Origin of the sequence: Meiothermus granaticius NBRC 107808, assembly GCF_003574355.1 — a bacterium.
In the GTDB taxonomy this organism is placed as follows: domain Bacteria; phylum Deinococcota; class Deinococci; order Deinococcales; family Thermaceae; genus Meiothermus; species Meiothermus granaticius.
Genome location: NZ_QWLB01000042.1, coordinates 1 through 19074 on the forward strand (window position 1 = coordinate 1; position 19074 = coordinate 19074).

Consider the following 19074-nt stretch of genomic DNA (forward strand, 5'->3'; position numbering starts at 1 on the left):
GGTCTGGGGGGGCTGAGGGGGTGCGGCAGGTGGGGTGTAATCGTCGGCCTGGATCACCGTAGGGGCATCGCTGGGATAGGGTGGGCGCAGCTGGTTCATGCGCTCAGGGCTCATCCCCTGGGCCGCCCAGGCCCGCCGCTCGAGCTCGGTGCGCCAGTTGCCGGAAAGCTCATAGGCCATCATCTTGGCCCATACCAGCACGTCCGCAGGGGTCCAAGGGGCGGGCTTAAACCCCAGCAGCTTGAACTCCAGCGGCAAGGGCGGGTTGGTGGCCAGGTAGGCGTTAATCCCGGCCACATAGGCATCCACGGCGGCCTTGGTCTGGGGGTCCAGGCTGGTGTAGGCTTGCTGGGCCGCCCGATAGAACCCCCAGGTGCGCAGAAACTTATCCTGCTCGAGGGTGGCCCGGCCCAAGACCTCGCTCAGCCGCCCAGCACCCACCCGCCGCTGAAACTCCATCTGCCACAGCCGATCCTCGGCGTGCCCGACCCCGAGGGCAAAGAAGGCATCGGTATCGCTCTGGGCCCGGATGTGCAGCACCCCGCTGGCCTCGCGCTCGAGCTCCACCGGGGCCGAGAGCCCTTTGAGGGCCAGCCTCCCGTTGTGAGGGGGTAAGGTCGTGCCGCGCAGCCAGAACCAGCCGCCCACCCCAGCGATCACCACCAACCCCACTAACACCAGCAGCAAACGCCCTAAAAACCGTAGCACGCGCCGCACCATGGACCTCCCCGTTGCTCTTGAGTATACGGGGCGCGGGGCTCACTCCAAAGGCCGAGCCTCCCCCCGCCAGAAGGCCGACCCCCCCGTCGCCCGGCGGTCGAGGTACAGCTCTACCGTGTTGCCATCGGGGTCCTGCAGGGCCAGCACCCAGGCCAGGCCCCGATCTTCCGCTGTGGAGGGGATCCCCTCGAGCTGGACAAAGGCCCGGGCGGCTTGGAACTCCTCCTCTGAGGGCAGCCCAAACCCCAGGGTTACCGGGCCGCTGGTCTGGCCCTCGGTCAGGGCCAGCTCGAAGTGGGCTGGGCTGCTGGAAGAGACCAACAGCGAGGTCTGGCCAAAGCGCTCAGAGACCTGTAGGTCGAGAAAACGGGTGTAGAAGGTGACGCTGGCCTCTAGGTGGCGTACCCTGAGGTGGACATAGCTGAGGCGGGTGGAGTACATCAGGCCCAATTGTCCAGGGCCGGGCCGCTGAGGTCAAACCCCTATCATCTCCAGCAGCTTCAGGGCTGGGGTTGTACGGCCATCAACTGCTTGAGCAGGGCGTTGAACATCTTGCGGTCCAGCGGCTTGGAAAGGGTGTGGTCCACCCGGGCGAACTCCGCGGTGAGCTTGCTCTTATCGTCCGACTCGCCCATCAACAAAATCACCGGGATGTCGCGCAGACGGCGGCTCATCTTGAGCCGGCTGGCAATCGAGTAGGGATCGATGTCAATGGCGTCGTCCAGGATGATGGCCCTTGGGGTGTTGAGCTTGAGGTAGTCCAGGCCCTGCTGGGCCTTTTCGTAGAACACTGCGCTCACGCCCTGCTCCTCGATGGAGAGCTCGAGCAGCGCCCGAAGGGTCAGGCTCTTGGTGATGACCAACACGCTCTCAGACTGCACTGCCTCGGCCATAGTTCAGTGTATGATACCAAACCCCCTGAAGCCCCGAGGTTTTTTTGTCACACCGCCCCCGGCTGGCCGCCAGCCAAAAGCCCCGCAGCGTGAGAGCACGGAATGCAGCTCTGCGGGGCCTCTTTAGGCTAAGCCATCAACCACAGCGGCAGGGGCCAGAATAACCGTTACGCCCCGACCATTCGTTATCTCGCTCAGGACTGGGGTTTGCTCGAATGCCAGGCCTTCCTCACCGCGTGGGCATTTTGCCGGAGGTATACCGCGACCTCGTCGGCGGAGCGGACCTCCTCGAGGGAGATCCAGCGGCTCTGGCCCTCCTGCCGCAGCTCAAGATACCGCCCCTGAACCCCCACCACGTCCCCGACAAACTCGTCGTCGAGCGAGCGTACCTGTAGCCCCGGCTGGATCTTGGCCAGGGTCTCGCGATCCAAAATCCCCTCGAGCTTGTTTTCGCTAATGTTTTTGTCGCTCATCCTGGATCTCCTTTCCCCCTGAGTATGAACGGCGGCCGTTCGGGCCGTGTGGGCTGACCCACTTCCGGAAAGGAAAGGCCTCCCCAGTGGGGAGGCGCGTTGGCTGGGGCACGTGGACTCGAACCACGACCGACGGTTCCAAAGACCGTTGTCCTGCCATTAGACGATGCCCCAACACCTTTTGCACGGTCCAAAGCAACGCAGGACAGCGCTAGTCATTGTAGTGGGGCCAGCAGGGGCTGTCAAACCACCCTAAGGCCGACCTTCAGCCAGGCGCGGGGCGGTCCCAGCGGCCTTGAGGTTGGCCTTGAGGATCAGCAGGAAATCCGCGATGGCGGGAGAGATCCGCTCGGCCCAGCGCCGGCCCAAGGCCTCGGATAAGCCCAGGTGCCGGGCCCAGAGCTGGGCTACCGACTCCACCTCCACCATGCAGCCGGCCTCGAGGTGGTAGGCCAGCAGGGGGGCCAGATGGTGCAGCAGGAAGTGTTCATCCAGCAATGCATTGGCCCAGCCTTCTCTGGCTAGGCTGGAGCGCGAGTAGCTGTCTTGCAGAATGGGGGACAGGGCCTTTGGGTTCATGATTTCCACCCTTTCCTAACCCGGCCAGGGCCGGAGTTATGCTCTTATGGTAAGAGCAGAAAGGCCTTGTTTGAAGGCGAGTTCGAAGGAAAAAATGGGGGCCTGCCTAAGAAAAAAAGTTATAATCCGCCCATGACTTTTGATTCCAATACCCCCATGGACGAGATCAACTGGCGGCTCCTCGAGCTGCTGCAAACCGACGCCCGCATGCCCTTCAGTGAGCTGGGGCGTAAGGTGGGGCTCTCGGCCCCGGCGGTGGCGGAGCGGGTGCATCGCCTCGAGGAGGCCGGGGTCATCACCGGCTACCGGGCCCAGGTAGACCCCAGCAGGCTGGGGTACTCGCTCGAGGCCTTCATTCGCCTGACCTGCCGGGGCAACAGCCTCGAGCGCATGACCCGGGCGGTTTCTGAGCTGCCGCAGGTACAGGAGTTCTGGAATCTCACCGGTGAGGACGGTTATGTGCTGCGGGTAATCCTGCGCTCGGTCAAAGAGCTGGACGCGTTGCTCAAGCAGCTCCAGATTTTTGGCAGCACCACCACCTCGCTGGTGCTCTCCAAGCCGGTGGAGTTTCGGGTCATCTCGGCTGGCCCTGAGACCTCCCCGCCGCTATAGGTCATACCAGGGCGGCACCCCCCGGTAGAGCTCGAGGCGCTCGCCGAATACCTCGGCCTTGCTCGCCTCCCCCAGCGAGATCACCTGGGGCGGGCAACTGCTCAGACAGGCCCCACACCCCGTACAGGCGGCCACCGTTAGGGTGACGGTATACTCCTCGCTCAGCCCCTCCACATTTTCGCGCACCCGCTCCACCGCACGGGTGGGGCAGACATTGGTGCATACCGGGCACAGGGTACAGCCCTCGGCGATGTGAATCCTGGGCCAGCGCACTTCCTCGGCCCGCCGTGCGGCGATCTCCCGCAGACGCAGCTCAGGTGGGCGCTGCGCTCGAGCATCCTCAGCCTCTGGTGCGCTAAAGGGTAAATCCGGGACCAGCTCCGCCGCCGAGCGCTTGGCCCCGCCCAGCATGGCCCCGAAGAACTCTCGCCGACCCACCGCGGCCCCCGGCAGGGCTTGGGTTTGCAGGGTGGCCTCGAGCGGCGGGTAGTATTTCCGGCCTTCGGCCACCGCCCACTCCACCCGGGCCGGCACCTCGGCGGACCCGATCTTGCAGCCGGCGCAATCGCCGTGGGCCAGGGTGAGCGGGCCAAACTTGCTCCCAGCCTCAGCCAATACCCCCGGGGTAAGCTGCCCCAAGCAGCGCACCTCGTCCCCGCTCCCCCCTACCTTGGAGCAGCGGATCTGCCCCTGGCCTCGGTGCAGCCCCTCCTGAATAGGGCCGAGGGGAAACTCGAGGGCGATTCCCGGACAAACCGCCGTGCACAGGCCACAACTGGTGCACTTCACCTCATCGATCTCAACCCTGTAGCTTTCCAGGCTGATGGCTTCGTGCGGGCACACTGAGGCGCATTTATCGCATCCCCCTACGCTGTTGCGCTCCAAGAGGCAACGGGGGCCGGTGTATTCCGGGGTGGGATCGGTGAGCTTGAGGAAAGCCCCCACCAAGTTGTCAAGCAGACCCATACCCCTCTACCTTACGTCGGGAAGGACCGCATTGGTTCAGCGGAAGGTGAAAGGCTCCCTACACCTTCGACTCGAGCCGCGGCTGCGGCATCAAATCGGCGATGGCCTGCAAAAACCCCTCGAATCCAGCAAAGTCAAGCTGCTGCTCATTGTCGGAGAGGGCCACCTTGGGGTTGGGGTGAACCTCCACATGCACCCCATCAATCCCGGCGGCCAGAGCTGCCCGGGCCAGCGGGGCCAGAAGGTCGCGCCGTCCGGCGGCATGGGTCACGTCCACGATCACCGGCAGATGGGTAAGCTGCTTGGCCAAGATGGCCGCGGAGAGGTCCAAGGTATTGCGCGTCCACTTCTCGTAGGTGCGAATGCCGCGCTCGCAGAGGATGACCTGCCCGTTCCCTTGCGAAAGGATGTACTCTGCGCTGTAAAACCACTCCTCGATGGTTTGGGCGAAGCCGCGCTTCAGAAGCACCGGTTTGTTGACTTTGCCCACCTCGCGCAGCAGGGCGAAGTTTTGCGCGTTGCGGGTGCCCACCTGCACGATGTCGGCGTACTGGGCGACCAACTCCACGTCCCGGGTGTCCATGACCTCGGTCACGAAAGCCATTGAATTGGCATCGGCGGCCCGCCGCCCCAGCTTGAGCGCCTCCGGGCCCATGCCCTGAAAGCCGTAGGGGGAGGTGCGGGGCTTATAGGCTCCACCGCGCAGCACCTTGACCCCGTGGGCGGCCAGAAACTGTGCGGTGCTAAACAGCTGCTCCTCCGATTCAATTGAGCAGGGGCCCGCCACCAGCACCTTGCCCTGACCAAAAGTCACCTCCCCGACCCGCACGGGGGTGTCCTCGGGGTGAACCGCTCGGGAATACAGGAACTTTTGCTTGTCTTGCCGCTCTTCCAAATCCAGCGAGGCCTTGAAGATCTCCTTGAACAGCCGGCGGATGGTCTCCGGCGGGAAGGGGCCGGGGTTTTCAGCGGTGAGGTAGGCCAACATCTCATCTTCGCGCTTGGGATCGTAGTGGTCTATTCCCAGCTCGGTCTGTACCCGCCCTATCTCACTCACCAACCGCCCGCGCTCGGACAACAGCGCCAAAAGTTGGCGATTGATGCGGTCTACATCCTTGCGCAAGCCCTCAATGCGTTCATCCATAGCCCCAATGGTATACCAAAACACCCCGCCGGCTGCAACACAGGTTTGGCTCGAGCCCGTTCCACTGGGGCACTCCGGTTCATCCCCGCGTGTGTGGGGAATACGCTATTCAGCTTGTCTGCGGCCATTTCCTTGGCCCTCTGATAGTAAGCCTTCAGATCGTCGCCCAACGGCTGAAAGTCGAGGCTCGAGCCAATCCAATCGGCAAAGCTGGTCAGGCCCGCCAGGCGCTCGAAGGCCGCACCTCCATAGATAGAGACTTTTGGGGCCTCCCCAACCTTGAGCACCTCGAGCACCGCCTCAAACAGCTCGCACCGCACCCTGTCCCAAACGCCCTTGCCCTTCTCTTTGGAGACCACCGCATCAAGGTCTTGTCGGGTGGCCCTGTAACCGTGGTGCTGGCCCACCGCTGCGGCCACATTCTGAGCGGCTCGGCTATGCCAACCTCTACCCTCCAGGAGCGCAGACAGCACCTCTTCCGTGATGACGCTGTGCGAAATGTCGTTGGGGGGTGGGGTGGGGTCAACAGCCCAGGTCAACCCTGCCTCCCAGACACGCTTTTTGCCTTCAGGCCACTTTTGCTGAAAGGCGGGGCTGGCCTTGCCGAGGTCGTGTAGGCCTGCCAGGGCGCAGACCCAGGCTTTGGTCTGTGCAGGCTCGAGGCCGAGATCGCGGGCGTATAGCTCGAGGGTCTTCGGTGGCTCTCGCTCCAGAATCACCTCGGTACATGCCGCAACATCCAACAGGTGACCCATAAGAGGGTGCCACGAGCCTTCAGCATTGCCGCGATCGCTTTTTGCCCAGAGCATTTTTGCTTGTTCCGGAAGCATCATCGCCTCTACGTATTGCTCTTTCGTGTCAATTCTTGCCGCCTAACCCCGCCACCTGCCGGGCTTCCTCGAGCCACCGCCGTCTCAGGTTCTCCGGCTCCAGCACCTCGACCCTCGGCCCCCAGCTTTGCACCCAGGATAGAATCTCGAGCGGAAACCCCTCGTGATTTGTGCCCACGGTGAGGAAAACCTCGAGACCCCCGTCGGGGAGCCTCGAGGCAATCCGCAGGTTGGGGTATTCGCCCTCCTCGATGCGATAAGCGGCCTCAGGGCGGAACCGCAGCCGCACCTCCACCGGCTGGCCGCCGCTGCTTCCCACCACCCCCCAGGCGTTGGAGAGGTAGGCGCGGGGGTCAAAGCTGGCCGGGATGCTGTACGCTCCAGGCTCGCCCACCGTCCTAACCCGCTGCATCCGGCCGAGCTTATAGGTGCGCAGGGCCCGGTGATATCCACACTCGTACCCAATCACATAGAGGCCAAGGTTGGTCCGGGCTACCTCGAGAAAGTACACCTCGACCACGTTCCGGCGGGGCCGACCCGAGCCGCCGGGTTTGCGGTAGTCAAACTCCAGGCGCTGGCGCTTGAACCAGGCCTCAGCCACCAGGGCCAGGGCCAGGCCTTGGTCTTGAGCGATGCCCCTGCGTTTCTCCAGGTCTTCGGTGCTCTTGAGCGCGACCTCCTGGGCCGGTTCTGGCAGGCGCCGGGCCAGCTTTTTTAGCGCGGAGAAGTAGGTGGGTTCGTAGCCGGGGGTGTGGTGGTAGAGCAGCCGCAGGGCGCTGTGGGTGACCAGCACCTCTACCGGATTAAGCTCGTCGCGCTCGAGCAGCTGATACCGAGGGGTGCGGCCATAGTCCTGCACATGCACCGCTTCCAGGTCTTCGAGGTAGCGTAGGGCGGTGCGCTTATCCACCCCCAGGACCCAGGCCAGCTCGCGTGCGGAATAGGGCCTGGCCCGCAGCAGCTCCCGGGTTTGCATCAGCCGAAGCGCTTTCTTGTGGTTGGCGTTCTCTAGCATAAGACCTAAGCCGTAGGGAAGCCTTTAGGCCTGTCCTGCAATGCGGCTTCCCCCGAGGCTCAGGGCACAGCCTAGCTCGAGGCCATCGAAGGCCCATCGAATGCCTTGTTTCTAGATGATTTTGCTCAAGAAACCTGAGCCTGGAATTATAAAAATGCCCGCTGCTCCCGCTTCTCGAGCACCCAGGGGGCGTAGAGGCCTTCCAAGAAGGGCTTATCTCCCTCCACGGGGTGATAGGTCCACTGGGCTCGGGGATCCAGCCGGTACACCCCCCCCTCGGCCAGGACGCTGTCCTTCCATCCCAGCACCGAGCGCAGCTTCTGGGCCTGGGCCCAGATGGCCTGGCGGGCCCGTTCGTGGCCCTTGGGGCTGGGCTCACCGCCGGGAAACAGATTCTCCGTCAGCCGCTCCAGGGTCTCCTCGCCCTTGGCCTCGAGCAGCAACACCAGGAGCTCTGCCGCGCGGCTGTGGGGCCGCAGTGGAACCTCCCGCCCGTTGACCTTGACCCGCAGGATACCGGCGGCCCAGACTTCAACCTGGGCGGGGCCCGCTGGGGGAGCGCCGATCTGTCCTGGGCCCGCCCCCTCCAGAAGGGCCAGCAGTTCCGGAAAGCAGCCCCGCTCCTCCTGAACCCAGGCGCTGCTCGAGGGGAGGGCCTCGAGCGCGGAGGCCAGGGCCGGATGGTTTTGCCCCCGACGGGCCAGCTCGGCCTGGAGCAGGGTCAGCTTGACCTGATCGCGCGGATCGCGCACCTCGGCCTGACCCAGTGCGGCTTCGGCCCCGTCCACGCTGCCCAGCATCAGCCGCGCCGCGGCGATCTCGATGAATAGGGCATTGGAAGCGGTGATGGCGTGGGCCTGGAGGAAGTAGGGGATGGCTTCGGCTGGGCGGCCACTCAGCCGCAGGGTAAACCCAATCCCCCACAGCGCCTCCTGCTGGTCGTCCGGGTCCCTGGCGGCTTTGAGCGCGGCCCCATAGCTCCAAAGCGCCCGCTCCCACTCCCGTAGGCTCCGCCGCGCCGCCCCCAGGCCGCACAGGGCTCGAGCCCGGAAGGCTTGTGCGGCCTGCCCCCGGCTGAGCTCCTCAGCCGCCAGCAGGTGGGGTTCGGCCTCGAGGGGGTTTTGGGCCAGGGCGGTAATGCCCAGGCTGTGCTGGAGCCAGGCGGCATAGTAGGGATCGTCCTTTAGATGGAAGAGGGCCTCTGCCCAGAGGGTTCGGGCTTTGGCCAGCTGGCCGAAGCGGTAGCAGTGGTTGCCCTCCTCGAGGAGACACCGCCCCAGGGCCCCTCCCGAGAGGGACTGGCGGGCCTCGGCGAAGGCCTCGGGCCAGGCGGGGTGGTTTGAAAAGGCCAGGGCTTCAGCCTTGAAGCGGAGGTAGGTTCCCCGGTCAGCCGCGGCTATGTGGCCCTCGAGCGGCTCGAGCCGCCGCAGCGCCTCGCCCGCCTCCCCGGAAAGGGCCAGGGCCCAGGCCGCGTACAGCGTCACCTTGAGGGGGACCTCCGGCCCGGCTTGCGAACAGTATCGGTACAGGCGCAGCAACTCCGCAGGCTTCCGCGCACGCCCCAGCACCGCCGCGTAGACCTCGGCGGCCCGCGGCTCGCGCCACAGGGCCTCGGGAAGCCCGGCCAACACTTCCTCGGCCAGGGCCTTGTTGGCCCAGTAGGTCTGGGCCTCATCCGCCAGCCGCTCGAGGGTGCGCAGGGCCTCGGGGATGCGGCCCCTCTCGAGCAGGGCCAGCAGGCTGCCCTGCAACTCGGCTCGAGGCGAAGACTTGGATTCAACACGGGCTGCTTTGGGCCGGGCCATACCGGCCAATTTTACCGGAGCAAGGGCCAGGCCTACCGGTGAGGGGGTCTATCCGCCCGCTCCGATTTTCGGGCCATCGCCGTCTACCCAGAGGGGATAGCCCGGACCTCCCTTGGGTAAGAAGAGGGCCAGCCCAAGCAGGGCCAGGACCAACCAAAATCCTACCCGGCGGAAAATACCGCGCCTTATGCCGATGCCAACGGGAGGATGCCTGGGGCTATTCACCCCGCTAGCCTGGATGAGGAGCGCGTCAGAACCTGTCTCGCGGGAATCCGCACGGCCACGATTCTGTTCAGGGCGCGATAGATCAAAGGAACCCCTCGAGGGGGTTCCTTCTCGAATTTAGGCCAGCACTACGAAGGGGAGCGCCACCTTGAGCTGCGGAGGCCGTTAGGGACTACCATTTCGGCCACGCTGGGGCAGCCTCAAGGCCATACTCAGCCAGGTAATTCCACAAGGCCGTGTAATCCGCGGGGCTTACTGCTTTGGTGCCATGCGCCAGGATGCTGTGGTGGCGACGCTCGAGGAAGTTCTGTAGGCGCTGGCTGTAATCACCGTAGAGCCGTTGGGATAGGGTACCGGTGTGACCGGTTTGGGTGTCGAGCTCGAAAGCCAGGGCCAGGGTTTCCTTGAGGCCACGTAAAGAACTAGCTCGGCTTTGCAAAGCCGCAAGGGACTTGGGGTAGGTATCCGGTCTGCGCAGCACCAATCCATGGCGTTGGTGGATGTCCGCCTCGGCAGCTAGTTCGACAGCGCGGTATAGCCGGGCTAGAGCATCGTCATAGCGGCCTGCCTCAGCCCGGCGCTGGGCATTGGCCATCAGGTCTGCGAGTAGGGCAAAGCTGGGCCGGTTTCCCTCCCCTAGCAACTGCTCGAGCCTCTCGTAAGCCTTTTCAAGGGCCCGCAGCACCCGCACCTTGGCCCCATGGCCCCAGGCTTCGGCGATCGCTAGGGCTGGCTCGAGGTGGCGGGCTAGCTTCTTTTGGGCTTCCCTGTGTTGAAAGCGGTCCCATTCCACCAATCCTTCGGTGATCCCCGTCAGATGGGTATAAAAGCGCTGCTCGGAATGGGTGAGGGGCCGGGCCAAAAGTCCTTGCAAAAAGTCTAGCCCGGCAGGAAAGTTCCCCGCATTCCAAGCCCGGCGGAAGCCTTCCCATTCGCGCAGGCCGTAACGCACGCTGGGGTCCTCGAGCAGCCGCACCCGCTCATATCCGCTTTCTACTCTGCCCAGCCTATCGCGGCGTTCACCCCCCACATAGCTGAAGGTTACGCCCTGCCCTGAGAGGGCCAGCATTACTCCTGCCACCATGGGTTTAGTGCCTCCGGTAAGATCAGCCAGCACTACCCGGGCCTCCCATTCCAAGGCCTTGGCCAGTGCCCGCTGTCCAATCTGGTAGCTCTCGATCAGGCTCTCAGGGTCTTCGATCAGCAGGGTATAGTGTTTCAAAGAGGAACCATATTCCTGCAATAGTGGGGCTACCGTAACCTGGCTGCTCTGGCTAGCAATAAACACGACGCCGTTGGGGGTATGCTCGGCCAGCGCTGTTTCTAAAGGCTCGCGGGTTTGACCAACTGTAAGGATCAGCACACGAAAACCAGGTTCTTCCACAGCCGCCATCCTACCCAAGTTACCCCCAGTCGTCGAGCAATCCCCTTACGGGGCTATTTTTTTGCGACTCTGCTCGTGTTGCCGCACGATGGCGGCAATCTGTGTTGCAATCCCCTTACGGGGCTATTTTTTTGCGACTTTTTTGGTGGTCTGTTTGGCGGCGTTCTGAGGTTGATGTTGCAATCCCCTTACGGGGCTATTTTTTGCGACCAAAACTGAGGGAAAAGTCGTAAAGGTTCTCAGCGAAAAGTTGTTGCAATCCCCTTGCGGGGCTATTTTTTTTGCGACTCAAGACTGAAGGCAGAATAATAAAGGTTCTCAGCGAAAAGATTGCAATCCCCTTGCGGGGCTATTTTTTTTGCGACTGGATTTCCTTCCATTTTTTGCCGATGCAAAGTCCATTAGATTGCAATCCCCTTGCGGGGCTATTTTTTTTGCGACAGGGAGTTCCGGTATTCTCGAGTACCAAGAGTGGAGCTTTTGCAATCCCCTTGCGGGGCTATTTTTTTTGCGACACTTGGGGAGTGGTGGGAGAACAATGGGGATTCCCACCTGTTTGCAATCCCCTTGCGGGGCTATTTTTTTTGCGACTCCCTTGTCCGAATACACCTTGCCCAAACTGACCTCAGTGATTGCAATCCCCTTGCGGGGCTATTTTTTTTGCGACCTGATCTTGCTCGGTAAAAGGATCGCCATCTAGTGCATAAATTGCAATCCCCTTGCGGGGCTATTTTTTTTGCGACAAGCTGCTGCTGGAGAGCAAAACCGTGGGTGCGGCCCTCTATTGCAATCCCCTTGCGGGGCTATTTTTTTTGCGACTTGGAAAGGAGGTAATCCATGGCACGCCCCAAACCTATTATTGCAATCCCCTTGCGGGGCTATTTTTTTTGCGACCAGCGGCCAGAAGCTGGCCCTGGACACCTACGCCATCGGATTGCAATCCCCTTGCGGGGCTATTTTTTTTGCGACCTGTGGCCAGGCGTGGGGCATCTCTCCACCAATCCAATTGCAATCCCCTTGCGGGGCTATTTTTTTTGCGACCCGGCAAATAAAGAAGCTCCAGCTATAGCAGTAGAAACATTATTGCAATCCCCTTGCGGGGCTATTTTTTTTGCGACGTTGGGGGCTTTGATGGGCTCCCTGCTACTGAGCTGCATATTGCAATCCCCTTGCGGGGCTATTTTTTTTGCGACCCAATCTACAAATTCAATGGAACGCCAACTTTACACAGCGATTGCAATCCCCTTGCGGGGCTATTTTTTTTGCGACAGCATACCCCGTTAAGTGCTGTTCTGTACAGGGCTCTCAAAGGGGGTATTTATGAGAACTGCCAGTTATTCACAGGTTGCTTGTGGATAAATCTCCAAAAAGTGCGGTTTATTGCGATGGAGGCTCACAAAGCTGCACTTTTGGATTTTTTGTGGTGGTGCGATGCGATAAGCATCGCCCAAACTTGCTGTCAAGAAGCGCGTCGGAAACCTCCAACGTGAGCACTATAGCATTTTGCGCAAAACATAATGGGCCGTTTGACCAAAGTGCTTCCAGGGCGTTGGGCAGGGTATTCGTGGCATATTCGCAGAAAGGAGCGTGGACTGTGCGATGGGTTTTTTAGCCCGTGAAAGTGGGGTAACGGCGAGTGTAACGCGGCTTCAGAGAATCAGGTAGTCGGGGCTCTCAGTAAGGCGGCCTAACCCCAGTACCTCCACTGTGCCCCCAATGGGGTAAATGCGGACGCTATCCTGGGTGAGATCGGCCTTTTTTTGCAAGAGCCGCTTGAGTTCCTGGAGCTGGGCCGGGTTCAGCCAGCACTCGAATACCGAGAGCTGAACGCGCTCGCCAAAGCTTTTGAGGGTGTTGGCTACCTTGGCCCGGCGGCCATCGTCGGGGATGTCGTAGGCAATGGTGAAAAAACGTTCGGCAGGCATCTCACCTCCACAGGTAAAAGGGTGTGTAGGATTCACGGCCCAGCAGGGCGGCCTTGAGGCGGGCAGCCTGGGTTTCGATGAGCGCTTGGTAGGTCTGGCGGAAGCCCCTGGGATGCTGGGCCTCCTGGGCAAAGCGGGCCTCGAGCAAGCGCAGAAGGGTTTTGCGGCCCGTATCGTTCAGGTATACGCCGCCCCCTTTGGCCTCGCTGTGCTTTTGGGGGTGAAGCTCGGCACGCAAAAAAGCCCCTACCACTACGGCATCTACTACCGGGACCCGAAACTCCTCCATCAGGTCGAAGGCCAGTGCTGCCGCCCGGCGGCCTTCAGCGTGCAGCAGGCCAAGTTCGGGGTGCAGCCCGGCCAGGTGCAACGCCAGCAGGGTGCGGCCCAGGAGCACCATGTAGCCATACGAAAGGGCCGCGTTCACAGCATCGGTGGGGGGACGGCGGTTGCGCCCGGTAAAGCCAAAGGGCGACAGGGCGTGTTGCAGGCCGCCGAAGTAGGCGCGGGCGGCGTTGCCCTCTGTACCCCGAAGGGCCTGCAGATGGGGAACCTGGGGCAGGGCCTCCAGGGCTGCTCGCAGTTCCTGAAGGTGGGGCGCTACCAAGAACTGCCTGGCCAGGCGCTCCAGCACCGAGATGGCCGAGCGTAGCTTGCCCTCGATAAACCCCAGGGCCAGGGGCAGGGGGTTGAGCTGGGCTTGCATTTGAGCCCGCAGCACCTCCGGTGGCAAGCCCTGGGGGGCGATGGCCTGCCCGTAGAGCTGGCCTTCCAGGGTGGTGTACAGCACCGGGACTTCCTGCCGCAGCAAGAAGGCTAGGGCTGGGGTGGTGAGGCGCACATTGCCCCATACCACCACCCCCCGTACCTTGCGGGCCGGGAGCTGAGCCAGGATTTGCTCATCCAGCTCCACCAGCAAGCGGCCCTGGCGCAGGCGCAGGGTGGCAGACTGCTCGGTGAGGTGGAGGGTCACAGCAGGCTTACTGGTTCTACAGTCGGGTGCGATCCGGCTTCCTCTCGCGTATTCTTGTAGAGCTTGCGGCTAAACTCGCGCAGCCGATCCAGGTCACCTTTTTTGCTCACCTCCAGGCCATGAACGAGCAGACTTTTGTTTCTACTCTGAAGCATGCCTTGGTAGCCTCGAAGCTCGTTTTCGGAAAACTCGATTAGCGCAGGGTCAGCCAGAAAGCGAAGCAGCGCGATGCTCTCCAGCAGTCCTAGTTTTTCAATGGGCCGGATCCTTTCTAGATCCTTGTCGAGCCAGTTTGCTAAACTCTGGCGCAGGTGAGTCTGCTCCTCAGGGCTTAGGTTGGGTTTGTCACCATCCCTTCCATGTTTGGCCAGGCGGTACTGTAAGACCAGCTCGAGGGCCCGGTAAAAGTAGAGCGCTGCCAAAACGGGCTGGCGGTCCTTGCGTTCGTCGCCCAGTTGGAGCAGGCTGGCGGCCAGCCAGAGCACTCCTTTGGGCTCGCCAAAGCGCTGGGATTGTAGTAAGGCTACGATGGCCTCGAGACCCTCTTTCTGCTCTTTGAGCCGCTGGGCATGGCGGGCCAGGGGATGATTGCGGTATGCGTCTTGCGTCAGGAAGTTGAAGAGACGCTGGGCGTTGCTCGAGGCCCCTTCAAAGTCCAGGGAGTACCAGCGCTGATACATCTCGCAAAGGGTTGCGTACACCTCAAAGTGGCCCTGTCCGGTTTTTCTTCTGAGGACCTGGTAGCGGTCTGCCGCTTTGCCAAACTCCCGCGCTCCGTAGAACTCCTGAGCCAGGTGCTCGTCCAGGTCACCCAGCACCTCGTGGGGGTTGCGTAGCAGAATCAGCTTCTCGGTTCCGGCTACGGGCTTGCGTAAAACCGGATCGAAGGCGTCGTTGTCTACATATACCACCCGTAGTTCAGGGTGAACCCGCTGAAGGAAGTAGCCCGCCGCCGCCATCCCCGCACTCATGGCCTTGGTGCCGCTGGTCAGGTCGAGGGCAATTTTCTTTCCGGGATGCTTGCGTACCTGCTCGCCCACGGCTTGATAAAGCTTGGTCACATCGCTTTTATCAATTTCGATGGGGTAGATGGAATGCCCTAAGTCACGCTGGAGCGGCTCGAGGTAGCGTCTGCTCTCAGATGTGTGTAACACGTATATCTCCGAGGCCCCCAATCCCAGAGCGGCCAAGGTGGTAGCCTCCGGGCTGGTGCCCAGCGTATGAATAGAAACCTCGAAGGTCTCCCGCAGGGGGTAGACCTGGGGCTCCTGCCGCCAGAGGTCCAATAGAAGCGGCCAAACGGTCTGTGCGTAGAGCTCTTGGGCTTTAGCCCCCTCCGCTTCCTGCGCTTTCAGGTTTTGCCAGGCTTGCTGGATTCTCTCCTTCAGTTTCTCCACGCTGCACCTCCTGCTTGGGGTCAAACCCCCGCACCCGCCCAAACCCCAGGCTGGTCTTGGCCCCCACCCCGGCGTAAAAGGCGAACCGCCCCAGGGCTTGCATCCACTGAGTCTCCACCGGACTGGCGGCGGGCAGGTAGTAGACCACCCGCCCCACAAAGCCCACCCCACGCTCATCGGGGTTGGGTTTAGTGGCCTGGGTATGGCCCTGGAAACGGGTGGTGGTCATGCGCTCCCAGCTTTCCTGAAGCTCTTCGGGCACCCTAGCGGGAGCAAAGGCGTTCCAGCGCAGGGCCAGGGAGTCGAAAACCAGCTTTGGCTCGGGCAGGGGGTAGCTTTGCCCTTTGCGGCGGAAGAAGGTGGGGCTGGCAAACTGGAGGCCCAGGCTGGCGCTGGCCTGGCCCTGGAAGAGCCGGGGGTAGCTGCTCACCCCGGCCCAGGGGTGCTCCTCCTGCAACACCGCCTTAACCCTGAAGGGCTCCTTGAGTCGGACGGTCTGGCCCATTAGCCCAAACAGGTGGGGCGAGAGCCGGGCATAAAGGCTTTCTTGCAAAATGCCCACCCGCACCCACCAGGCCCCCTCGTGGCCCCCCAGTGAGAGGCTGAAGGGATTGGGCTGGGCACTGTGAAGGTCGGGGTCTATCTGCTTCAGCAGGCCATACACCAGCCCCCGCCAGCCGTCGGGGTCGGGGCGGGCGGGGCCCTCGAGGGTCAGCACAATCGCGGCAAGCATCATGCCAGGTTCTCTGTGTGGCTTGGCTCCCGGAAAAGAACGACCATCAAACTCCCTTCGGACCAAAGCCTATGGTATGCCTCTCTCACGGAAACTCCTCTATGACCAAGGTTCAGCATAGTCGGAGAAAACGGATGCTCGGTGAGGCTTGAGACAAGCCTTACCCCATCATCTCCTTGAGCTGCTGATACCAGCGCTTTTCTTCTTTGCCCTTGAGCAGATTTTGGGCTTCCAAACGTTTCCAGATGGCCTCAGCGGCGGCTTTCTTTTCTTCTTTGGGAGCCCCGAAGCCATATAGCTCAGCAATGAGCGTGGGGGCCTGGGGGGGCAGGTCTTTGTCTTTGACCATAGCAAAGCGCTGAAGCAGCGCATCCACTGGCGAGGAGGGCTGAGGTGGCACGTCGAGTTGACTAGTCGGGGTTTCCTTAGGTGCTTCTTCCAAGCACATCCGACCATAGCCCGAGGTAGTCTTAGCCCCAATGCCCTCCTCCTGCAAAGCCAGCTCCAGGATTTTCCAGGCGACCTCGAGCCAGGGCCGCCCCTGCTCGGGGATCACACCGGGCGCCAGAGCCAGAGCGAACACAAACTTGCCGGTCACGCTCAGAAAGGGTACCGGAATGGGGCTGTCCCAGTCGGCGGGAGGCACGTTGGCCCCGCCGTAGTAGTCACTGTGGTGAGGAGTCATTACGTCGGGGTAAATCCTGTACTCTTGGGGCAAGGCATCGAAAAACACCAGCAGCCCGGCCTCCTCGGTGGTGCCGAAGAGTGCTTTCTGGGCTTCGCCCCGGTGGAAGTCGCGGGGGTCGAGCCTGCGTTCCCAGGCTGCACCTTCCAGGCGGGTAGCCGCAAAGCGAGACATCAGGCCCTTGATGGCCGAACCGGGGATATAGGGCACCCCGTAGGTGCGGTGCAGGGTGAGGTGGGTCTCGAGGACGCTCTCCCCTCCCAGCCCCACCACCAGGCGGCCTTGGGTTTCGCCCAGCCGCTCCTGGGCCCCCAGCGCCCTAAGCCCGTCGCGGTAGCGGGCCAAATAGTCGGAATAGTCCCTGGGTGTCGCTTGGCCGCTTACCTCGGCCACTAGGCTGCGCTTGGCCTCGGTATCGCTGGTAGTGGTGGTGGTGATGTATTTATCGAGCCACAGCCCCGCGTGGGTGCTGTCCTGCTTCTTCAAGCCCTGAAGAACAGCGCGCCTCATTCCCCGGCCCCCGCTTCCACATCCAGCACACTCTGGGAAAAACGCTTGTACCACTGGGCCGCCGCCAGCACCTCGCGGGTGAGCAGCAGGTACTCGCTTAGCTGGGCCTCGCGGCTTCTCTTGAGCAGATCGGCCTTGGGAAACCCTACCGTCTGGGCCAGGTCGTCTAGCAAGGCTTTGTGGGCCTCCTTCCCGCGCGACTCCACGAAGGCCAGAGCCTGGGCCAGCCCGGCCTGCCGCACCAGCACCGGCAGCTTGTGGGCCATGCCGCCGTACTGGTCGCGCCAGGTTATGTCTCGGCCCAGGTGCCGCGAGACCTTTTCGAAAGCTGACTGGGCTCGTTTTTGCTCGCGGGTCATGCGCTCCCCCCTAGCTTCAAACGGCAAAGCCCCCGACCCACGCTGGCCTTGCCGCCCATCTGGGCAAAGCCGAGCAAAGGTTTAAGGTCGTCCAGAACCACTGCGACTGCTTTCTTGCGGCTGCTGCCCAGGCTCAACAAGCTGTATAGGAGGCTCTCGGCAGGCAGGCTCTCCTCGTACCAGAGGGCCCCTTGGGCTACGGTCTTGGTTTCGTCCTCAAGGCGGATTCGGGCTACTACCTCGGTGGTGGTCTCGAGCAAAAAGCCCATTACGTCGTCGTGCACCAGGCAGAGCCGCCCCTTGACTGGGGCCTCGCTATGCTGGGCCAACCAGTCCGCCCAGCCCTTGAGTTCCTTGGCTTCCTGATGGCTCAGGTCAAGGTCTTCCAGATAAACCTTGTCGCCCAGCTTGAGGGTACTGCCGGGGGCCAGACGGCACCATCCGTCGGATGTAGGCGCGGCTGGCAGGGCAGGCGGGGTAAGCCCGGCAAAAGCGGCCTCACGTGCAAAGCGCTCGAGCAAGTACGGGCTGGTCACATAGGCAAACACCCCGGCCAGGCTGCGAACCGGAAACAGCAGCAGCTTGGCGTCGCCAAACACCGCTGCTCCGGCGTGCTCCGAGGCGCTGCCGGTTTCCGGGCCAAACAGGGCCAGAAGCTTATCCTTCTCGATTTTGCCCGCCGCCGCATCACGCAGCACACCTTTGATGGAGCTGCCAGGCAGATACGGAATGCCGGTCGAGCGCTCGCGGGCGATGGGCAGGTCAATGCTGCCCACCCCCTGGCCGGTGCCAGGGTGGAGGGGGAAAAGGGCGTGTAGGAAGAGGACGTGGGTGTTCACTGGGTTCCTCCGAGAGTGTCAAAAAATCCCTTAATCAGGCTTGGGTTAGCCTTGGGTGATTGCTTGCCTAAGTTTTGAAGCACTACGACTACGGAGAAATCACCTTCTTTCAAACGTATGGGTCGGTAAATAATGGGGCTCGCCAAACGCTCATCAACTTTTACCTGTTTCCATTTGAACGGTGCACCCAGAGCAGTTCTCTTCATCTTGGCGGCGTCTAAGTTCTGAAAGCGATTTACCTTTGAAAATTGCTCCGAGAAAAAAGTTTTATGAATGTTGACCAGCTTTAACCAAGGTGCCGTAATCAGTTTGGCTCTCAGGGTCGTATTGATGTAAGGTACGCCGTCAGGCCAGGTATTTGACCTGATATGCGGCCAGCCCCACTCCATATCTGCCTTCGTGTAGTACGGCTTGCCTTCATCATCTATGCGAAAAACCGCACCCGCTCCTCGGCGGGTTCGTGCCCCAACTCCACCGAAGAAATCGAAAGCCCAAAGGGTGAGCCGGATCTCCTCCCGAAAGTCTCTATCCGCGACTTTAGGTGGAAAACGAAACCTCAAGGCAAATTCGACACCCAACAAAACCTTTTTGATGTCATTGGGCTTCTCTTTAGGGGGATTTAGAGGCCAGGAAATATAAGCCGGAATTACCGATCCATCCGGTTTATCCTTCTTTTGATGTGATGGTTTGAGTTTGCTTTCGTCACTGGGTTTAATGTCAACATAAACATCAATTAGCGAAGCCTTATCCGTGCTTCCCCAAATTGCTTCCTCAGCGGCTCTCATCTTCTCCAAATTACCGAAGCGATTGCCACAAGTCGCGCGCCACCAGAAGCGCAAAACTCCACGGATGGTTCCACCCCGAATGGGCATTTGCGTATCGTTGACAAAAGGTGTACTCCCGGCACCTATCAAGGGTGTTAGCAACTTGTACTTGCGCACCTCTTGGAAATACTCGCCCTGGCTCAAAACAGGGCTGAACTCCTCCGACAACGTCTGTACCCTCCG

The 19074-nt window shown here is 61.6% G+C and carries 20 protein-coding genes, 1 tRNA gene and 1 CRISPR repeat array; of the genes, 1 reads left to right on the forward strand and 20 read right to left on the reverse strand.

The annotated features are described in order from the left end of the window. The 6 genes from Mgrana_RS13235 to Mgrana_RS13260 all read right to left on the reverse strand — a co-directional run. The coding region (locus tag Mgrana_RS13235) for a penicillin acylase family protein (protein ID WP_147371305.1) at nt 1-720 on the reverse strand (720 nt) is incomplete at its 3' end. Between the two features lie 39 nt (nt 721-759). Continuing rightward, nucleotides 760-1161 carry a VOC family protein gene (locus Mgrana_RS13240; RefSeq protein WP_119358079.1) on the reverse strand — a complete coding sequence of 134 codons (402 nt, stop codon included), beginning with the start codon at nt 1159-1161 and terminating at the stop codon, nt 760-762. Nucleotides 1162-1220: 59 nt separating this feature from the next. Next, complete coding sequence (locus tag Mgrana_RS13245; protein ID WP_119358080.1) at nt 1221-1613, reverse strand: PleD family two-component system response regulator; 393 nt, start codon at nt 1611-1613, stop codon at nt 1221-1223. A gap of 194 nt (nt 1614-1807) precedes the next feature. Continuing rightward, nucleotides 1808-2086 carry a DUF2171 domain-containing protein gene (locus tag Mgrana_RS13250; protein WP_119358081.1) on the reverse strand — a complete coding sequence of 93 codons (279 nt, stop codon included), beginning with the start codon at nt 2084-2086 and terminating at the stop codon, nt 1808-1810. A gap of 100 nt (nt 2087-2186) precedes the next feature. Next, nucleotides 2187-2260 (reverse strand) — tRNA-Gln (locus Mgrana_RS13255). Nucleotides 2261-2338: 78 nt separating this feature from the next. Continuing rightward, nucleotides 2339-2665: a hypothetical protein gene (locus Mgrana_RS13260; protein WP_147021194.1), complete on the reverse strand. Its 327-nt coding sequence runs from the start codon at nt 2663-2665 to the stop codon at nt 2339-2341. A 132-nt stretch (nt 2666-2797) separates the two neighbouring features. Between Mgrana_RS13260 and Mgrana_RS13265 the strand changes: the two genes are divergently transcribed. Continuing rightward, on the forward strand, nt 2798-3277 hold the full coding sequence (locus Mgrana_RS13265) for an Lrp/AsnC family transcriptional regulator (protein WP_119358104.1): 480 nt from the start codon (nt 2798-2800) through the stop codon (nt 3275-3277). Here Mgrana_RS13265 and Mgrana_RS13270 read toward each other — a convergent pair. From Mgrana_RS13270 to cmr1, 14 genes are all read right to left on the reverse strand, one after another. Next, entirely contained in the window at nt 3272-4243 is a 972-nt protein-coding gene (locus tag Mgrana_RS13270) for a 4Fe-4S dicluster domain-containing protein (protein WP_119358083.1), read from the reverse strand. The genes Mgrana_RS13265 and Mgrana_RS13270 overlap by 6 nt on opposite strands. Before the next feature lie 58 nt (nt 4244-4301). Further along, nucleotides 4302-5387, reverse strand: a complete 1086-nt coding sequence (locus tag Mgrana_RS13275) for a bifunctional 3-deoxy-7-phosphoheptulonate synthase/chorismate mutase (RefSeq protein WP_119358084.1) — start codon at nt 5385-5387, stop codon at nt 4302-4304. Next, nucleotides 5351-6220 (reverse strand): CRISPR-associated endonuclease Cas3'', encoded by an 870-nt coding sequence (locus Mgrana_RS13280; RefSeq protein ID WP_119358085.1) that lies wholly within the window; start codon nt 6218-6220, stop codon nt 5351-5353. The genes Mgrana_RS13275 and Mgrana_RS13280 overlap by 37 nt, the downstream gene beginning before the upstream one ends. A gap of 25 nt (nt 6221-6245) precedes the next feature. After that, nucleotides 6246-7232 (reverse strand): helix-turn-helix transcriptional regulator, encoded by a 987-nt coding sequence (locus tag Mgrana_RS13285; RefSeq protein WP_119358086.1) that lies wholly within the window; start codon nt 7230-7232, stop codon nt 6246-6248. Between the two features lie 146 nt (nt 7233-7378). Beyond that, on the reverse strand, nt 7379-9037 hold the full coding sequence (locus tag Mgrana_RS13290; RefSeq protein ID WP_147021193.1) for a tetratricopeptide repeat protein: 1659 nt from the start codon (nt 9035-9037) through the stop codon (nt 7379-7381). Between the two features lie 397 nt (nt 9038-9434). Then, entirely contained in the window at nt 9435-10646 is a 1212-nt protein-coding gene (locus Mgrana_RS13295) for a TIGR02710 family CRISPR-associated CARF protein (protein WP_420845925.1), read from the reverse strand. 252 nt (nt 10647-10898) lie between these two features. Further along, nucleotides 10899-11915: direct repeats of the CRISPR family, unit length 36 nt; unit sequence ATTGCAATCCCCTTGCGGGGCTATTTTTTTTGCGAC. A gap of 380 nt (nt 11916-12295) precedes the next feature. Then, nucleotides 12296-12571 carry a CRISPR-associated endonuclease Cas2 gene (cas2, locus tag Mgrana_RS13300; RefSeq protein WP_119358089.1) on the reverse strand — a complete coding sequence of 92 codons (276 nt, stop codon included), beginning with the start codon at nt 12569-12571 and terminating at the stop codon, nt 12296-12298. 1 nt (nt 12572) lies between these two features. Beyond that, the gene (gene cas1, locus Mgrana_RS13305; protein ID WP_119358090.1) at nt 12573-13544 is read right to left on the reverse strand and encodes a CRISPR-associated endonuclease Cas1; all 972 of its coding nucleotides are present in this window, start codon (nt 13542-13544) and stop codon (nt 12573-12575) included. Then, nucleotides 13541-14941: a TIGR02710 family CRISPR-associated CARF protein gene (locus Mgrana_RS13310; protein WP_170146482.1), complete on the reverse strand. Its 1401-nt coding sequence runs from the start codon at nt 14939-14941 to the stop codon at nt 13541-13543. The genes cas1 and Mgrana_RS13310 overlap by 4 nt, the downstream gene beginning before the upstream one ends. Further along, entirely contained in the window at nt 14871-15677 is an 807-nt protein-coding gene (gene cas6 / locus Mgrana_RS13315) for a CRISPR-associated endoribonuclease Cas6 (RefSeq protein ID WP_119358092.1), read from the reverse strand. The genes Mgrana_RS13310 and cas6 overlap by 71 nt, the downstream gene beginning before the upstream one ends. A 157-nt stretch (nt 15678-15834) precedes the next feature. Then, nucleotides 15835-16869 (reverse strand): type III-B CRISPR module RAMP protein Cmr6, encoded by a 1035-nt coding sequence (gene cmr6, locus Mgrana_RS13320; RefSeq protein ID WP_119358093.1) that lies wholly within the window; start codon nt 16867-16869, stop codon nt 15835-15837. After that, complete coding sequence (locus Mgrana_RS13325) at nt 16866-17228, reverse strand: type III-B CRISPR module-associated protein Cmr5 (RefSeq protein WP_119358094.1); 363 nt, start codon at nt 17226-17228, stop codon at nt 16866-16868. The genes cmr6 and Mgrana_RS13325 overlap by 4 nt, the downstream gene beginning before the upstream one ends. Beyond that, nucleotides 17225-18067: a type III-B CRISPR module RAMP protein Cmr4 gene (gene cmr4 / locus Mgrana_RS13330; protein WP_119358095.1), complete on the reverse strand. Its 843-nt coding sequence runs from the start codon at nt 18065-18067 to the stop codon at nt 17225-17227. Before cmr4 ends, Mgrana_RS13325 begins: the two co-directional genes overlap by 4 nt. Further along, nucleotides 18064-19059 carry a type III-B CRISPR module RAMP protein Cmr1 gene (cmr1, locus tag Mgrana_RS13335; protein ID WP_170146483.1) on the reverse strand — a complete coding sequence of 332 codons (996 nt, stop codon included), beginning with the start codon at nt 19057-19059 and terminating at the stop codon, nt 18064-18066. Before cmr1 ends, cmr4 begins: the two co-directional genes overlap by 4 nt. Nucleotides 19060-19074 lie beyond the last annotated feature (15 nt).

What these genes read in the sequence shown, in the direction of transcription:
- Mgrana_RS13240 (WP_119358079.1), bottom strand. Translation starts at nt 1,161, where the DNA reads ATGTACTCCACCCGCCTCAGCTATGTCCACCTCAGGGTACGCCACCTA.
- Mgrana_RS13245 (WP_119358080.1), bottom strand. Translation starts at nt 1,613, where the DNA reads ATGGCCGAGGCAGTGCAGTCTGAGAGCGTGTTGGTCATCACCAAGAGC.
- Mgrana_RS13250 (WP_119358081.1), bottom strand. Translation starts at nt 2,086, where the DNA reads ATGAGCGACAAAAACATTAGCGAAAACAAGCTCGAGGGGATTTTGGAT.
- Mgrana_RS13260 (WP_147021194.1), bottom strand. Translation starts at nt 2,665, where the DNA reads ATGAACCCAAAGGCCCTGTCCCCCATTCTGCAAGACAGCTACTCGCGC.
- Mgrana_RS13265 (WP_119358104.1), top strand. Translation starts at nt 2,798, where the DNA reads ATGACTTTTGATTCCAATACCCCCATGGACGAGATCAACTGGCGGCTC.
- Mgrana_RS13270 (WP_119358083.1), bottom strand. Translation starts at nt 4,243, where the DNA reads ATGGGTCTGCTTGACAACTTGGTGGGGGCTTTCCTCAAGCTCACCGAT.
- Mgrana_RS13275 (WP_119358084.1), bottom strand. Translation starts at nt 5,387, where the DNA reads ATGGATGAACGCATTGAGGGCTTGCGCAAGGATGTAGACCGCATCAAT.
- Mgrana_RS13280 (WP_119358085.1), bottom strand. Translation starts at nt 6,220, where the DNA reads ATGATGCTTCCGGAACAAGCAAAAATGCTCTGGGCAAAAAGCGATCGC.
- Mgrana_RS13285 (WP_119358086.1), bottom strand. Translation starts at nt 7,232, where the DNA reads ATGCTAGAGAACGCCAACCACAAGAAAGCGCTTCGGCTGATGCAAACC.
- Mgrana_RS13290 (WP_147021193.1), bottom strand. Translation starts at nt 9,037, where the DNA reads ATGGCCCGGCCCAAAGCAGCCCGTGTTGAATCCAAGTCTTCGCCTCGA.
- cas2 (WP_119358089.1), bottom strand. Translation starts at nt 12,571, where the DNA reads ATGCCTGCCGAACGTTTTTTCACCATTGCCTACGACATCCCCGACGAT.
- cas6 (WP_119358092.1), bottom strand. Translation starts at nt 15,677, where the DNA reads ATGATGCTTGCCGCGATTGTGCTGACCCTCGAGGGCCCCGCCCGCCCC.
- cmr6 (WP_119358093.1), bottom strand. Translation starts at nt 16,869, where the DNA reads ATGAGGCGCGCTGTTCTTCAGGGCTTGAAGAAGCAGGACAGCACCCAC.
- Mgrana_RS13325 (WP_119358094.1), bottom strand. Translation starts at nt 17,228, where the DNA reads ATGACCCGCGAGCAAAAACGAGCCCAGTCAGCTTTCGAAAAGGTCTCG.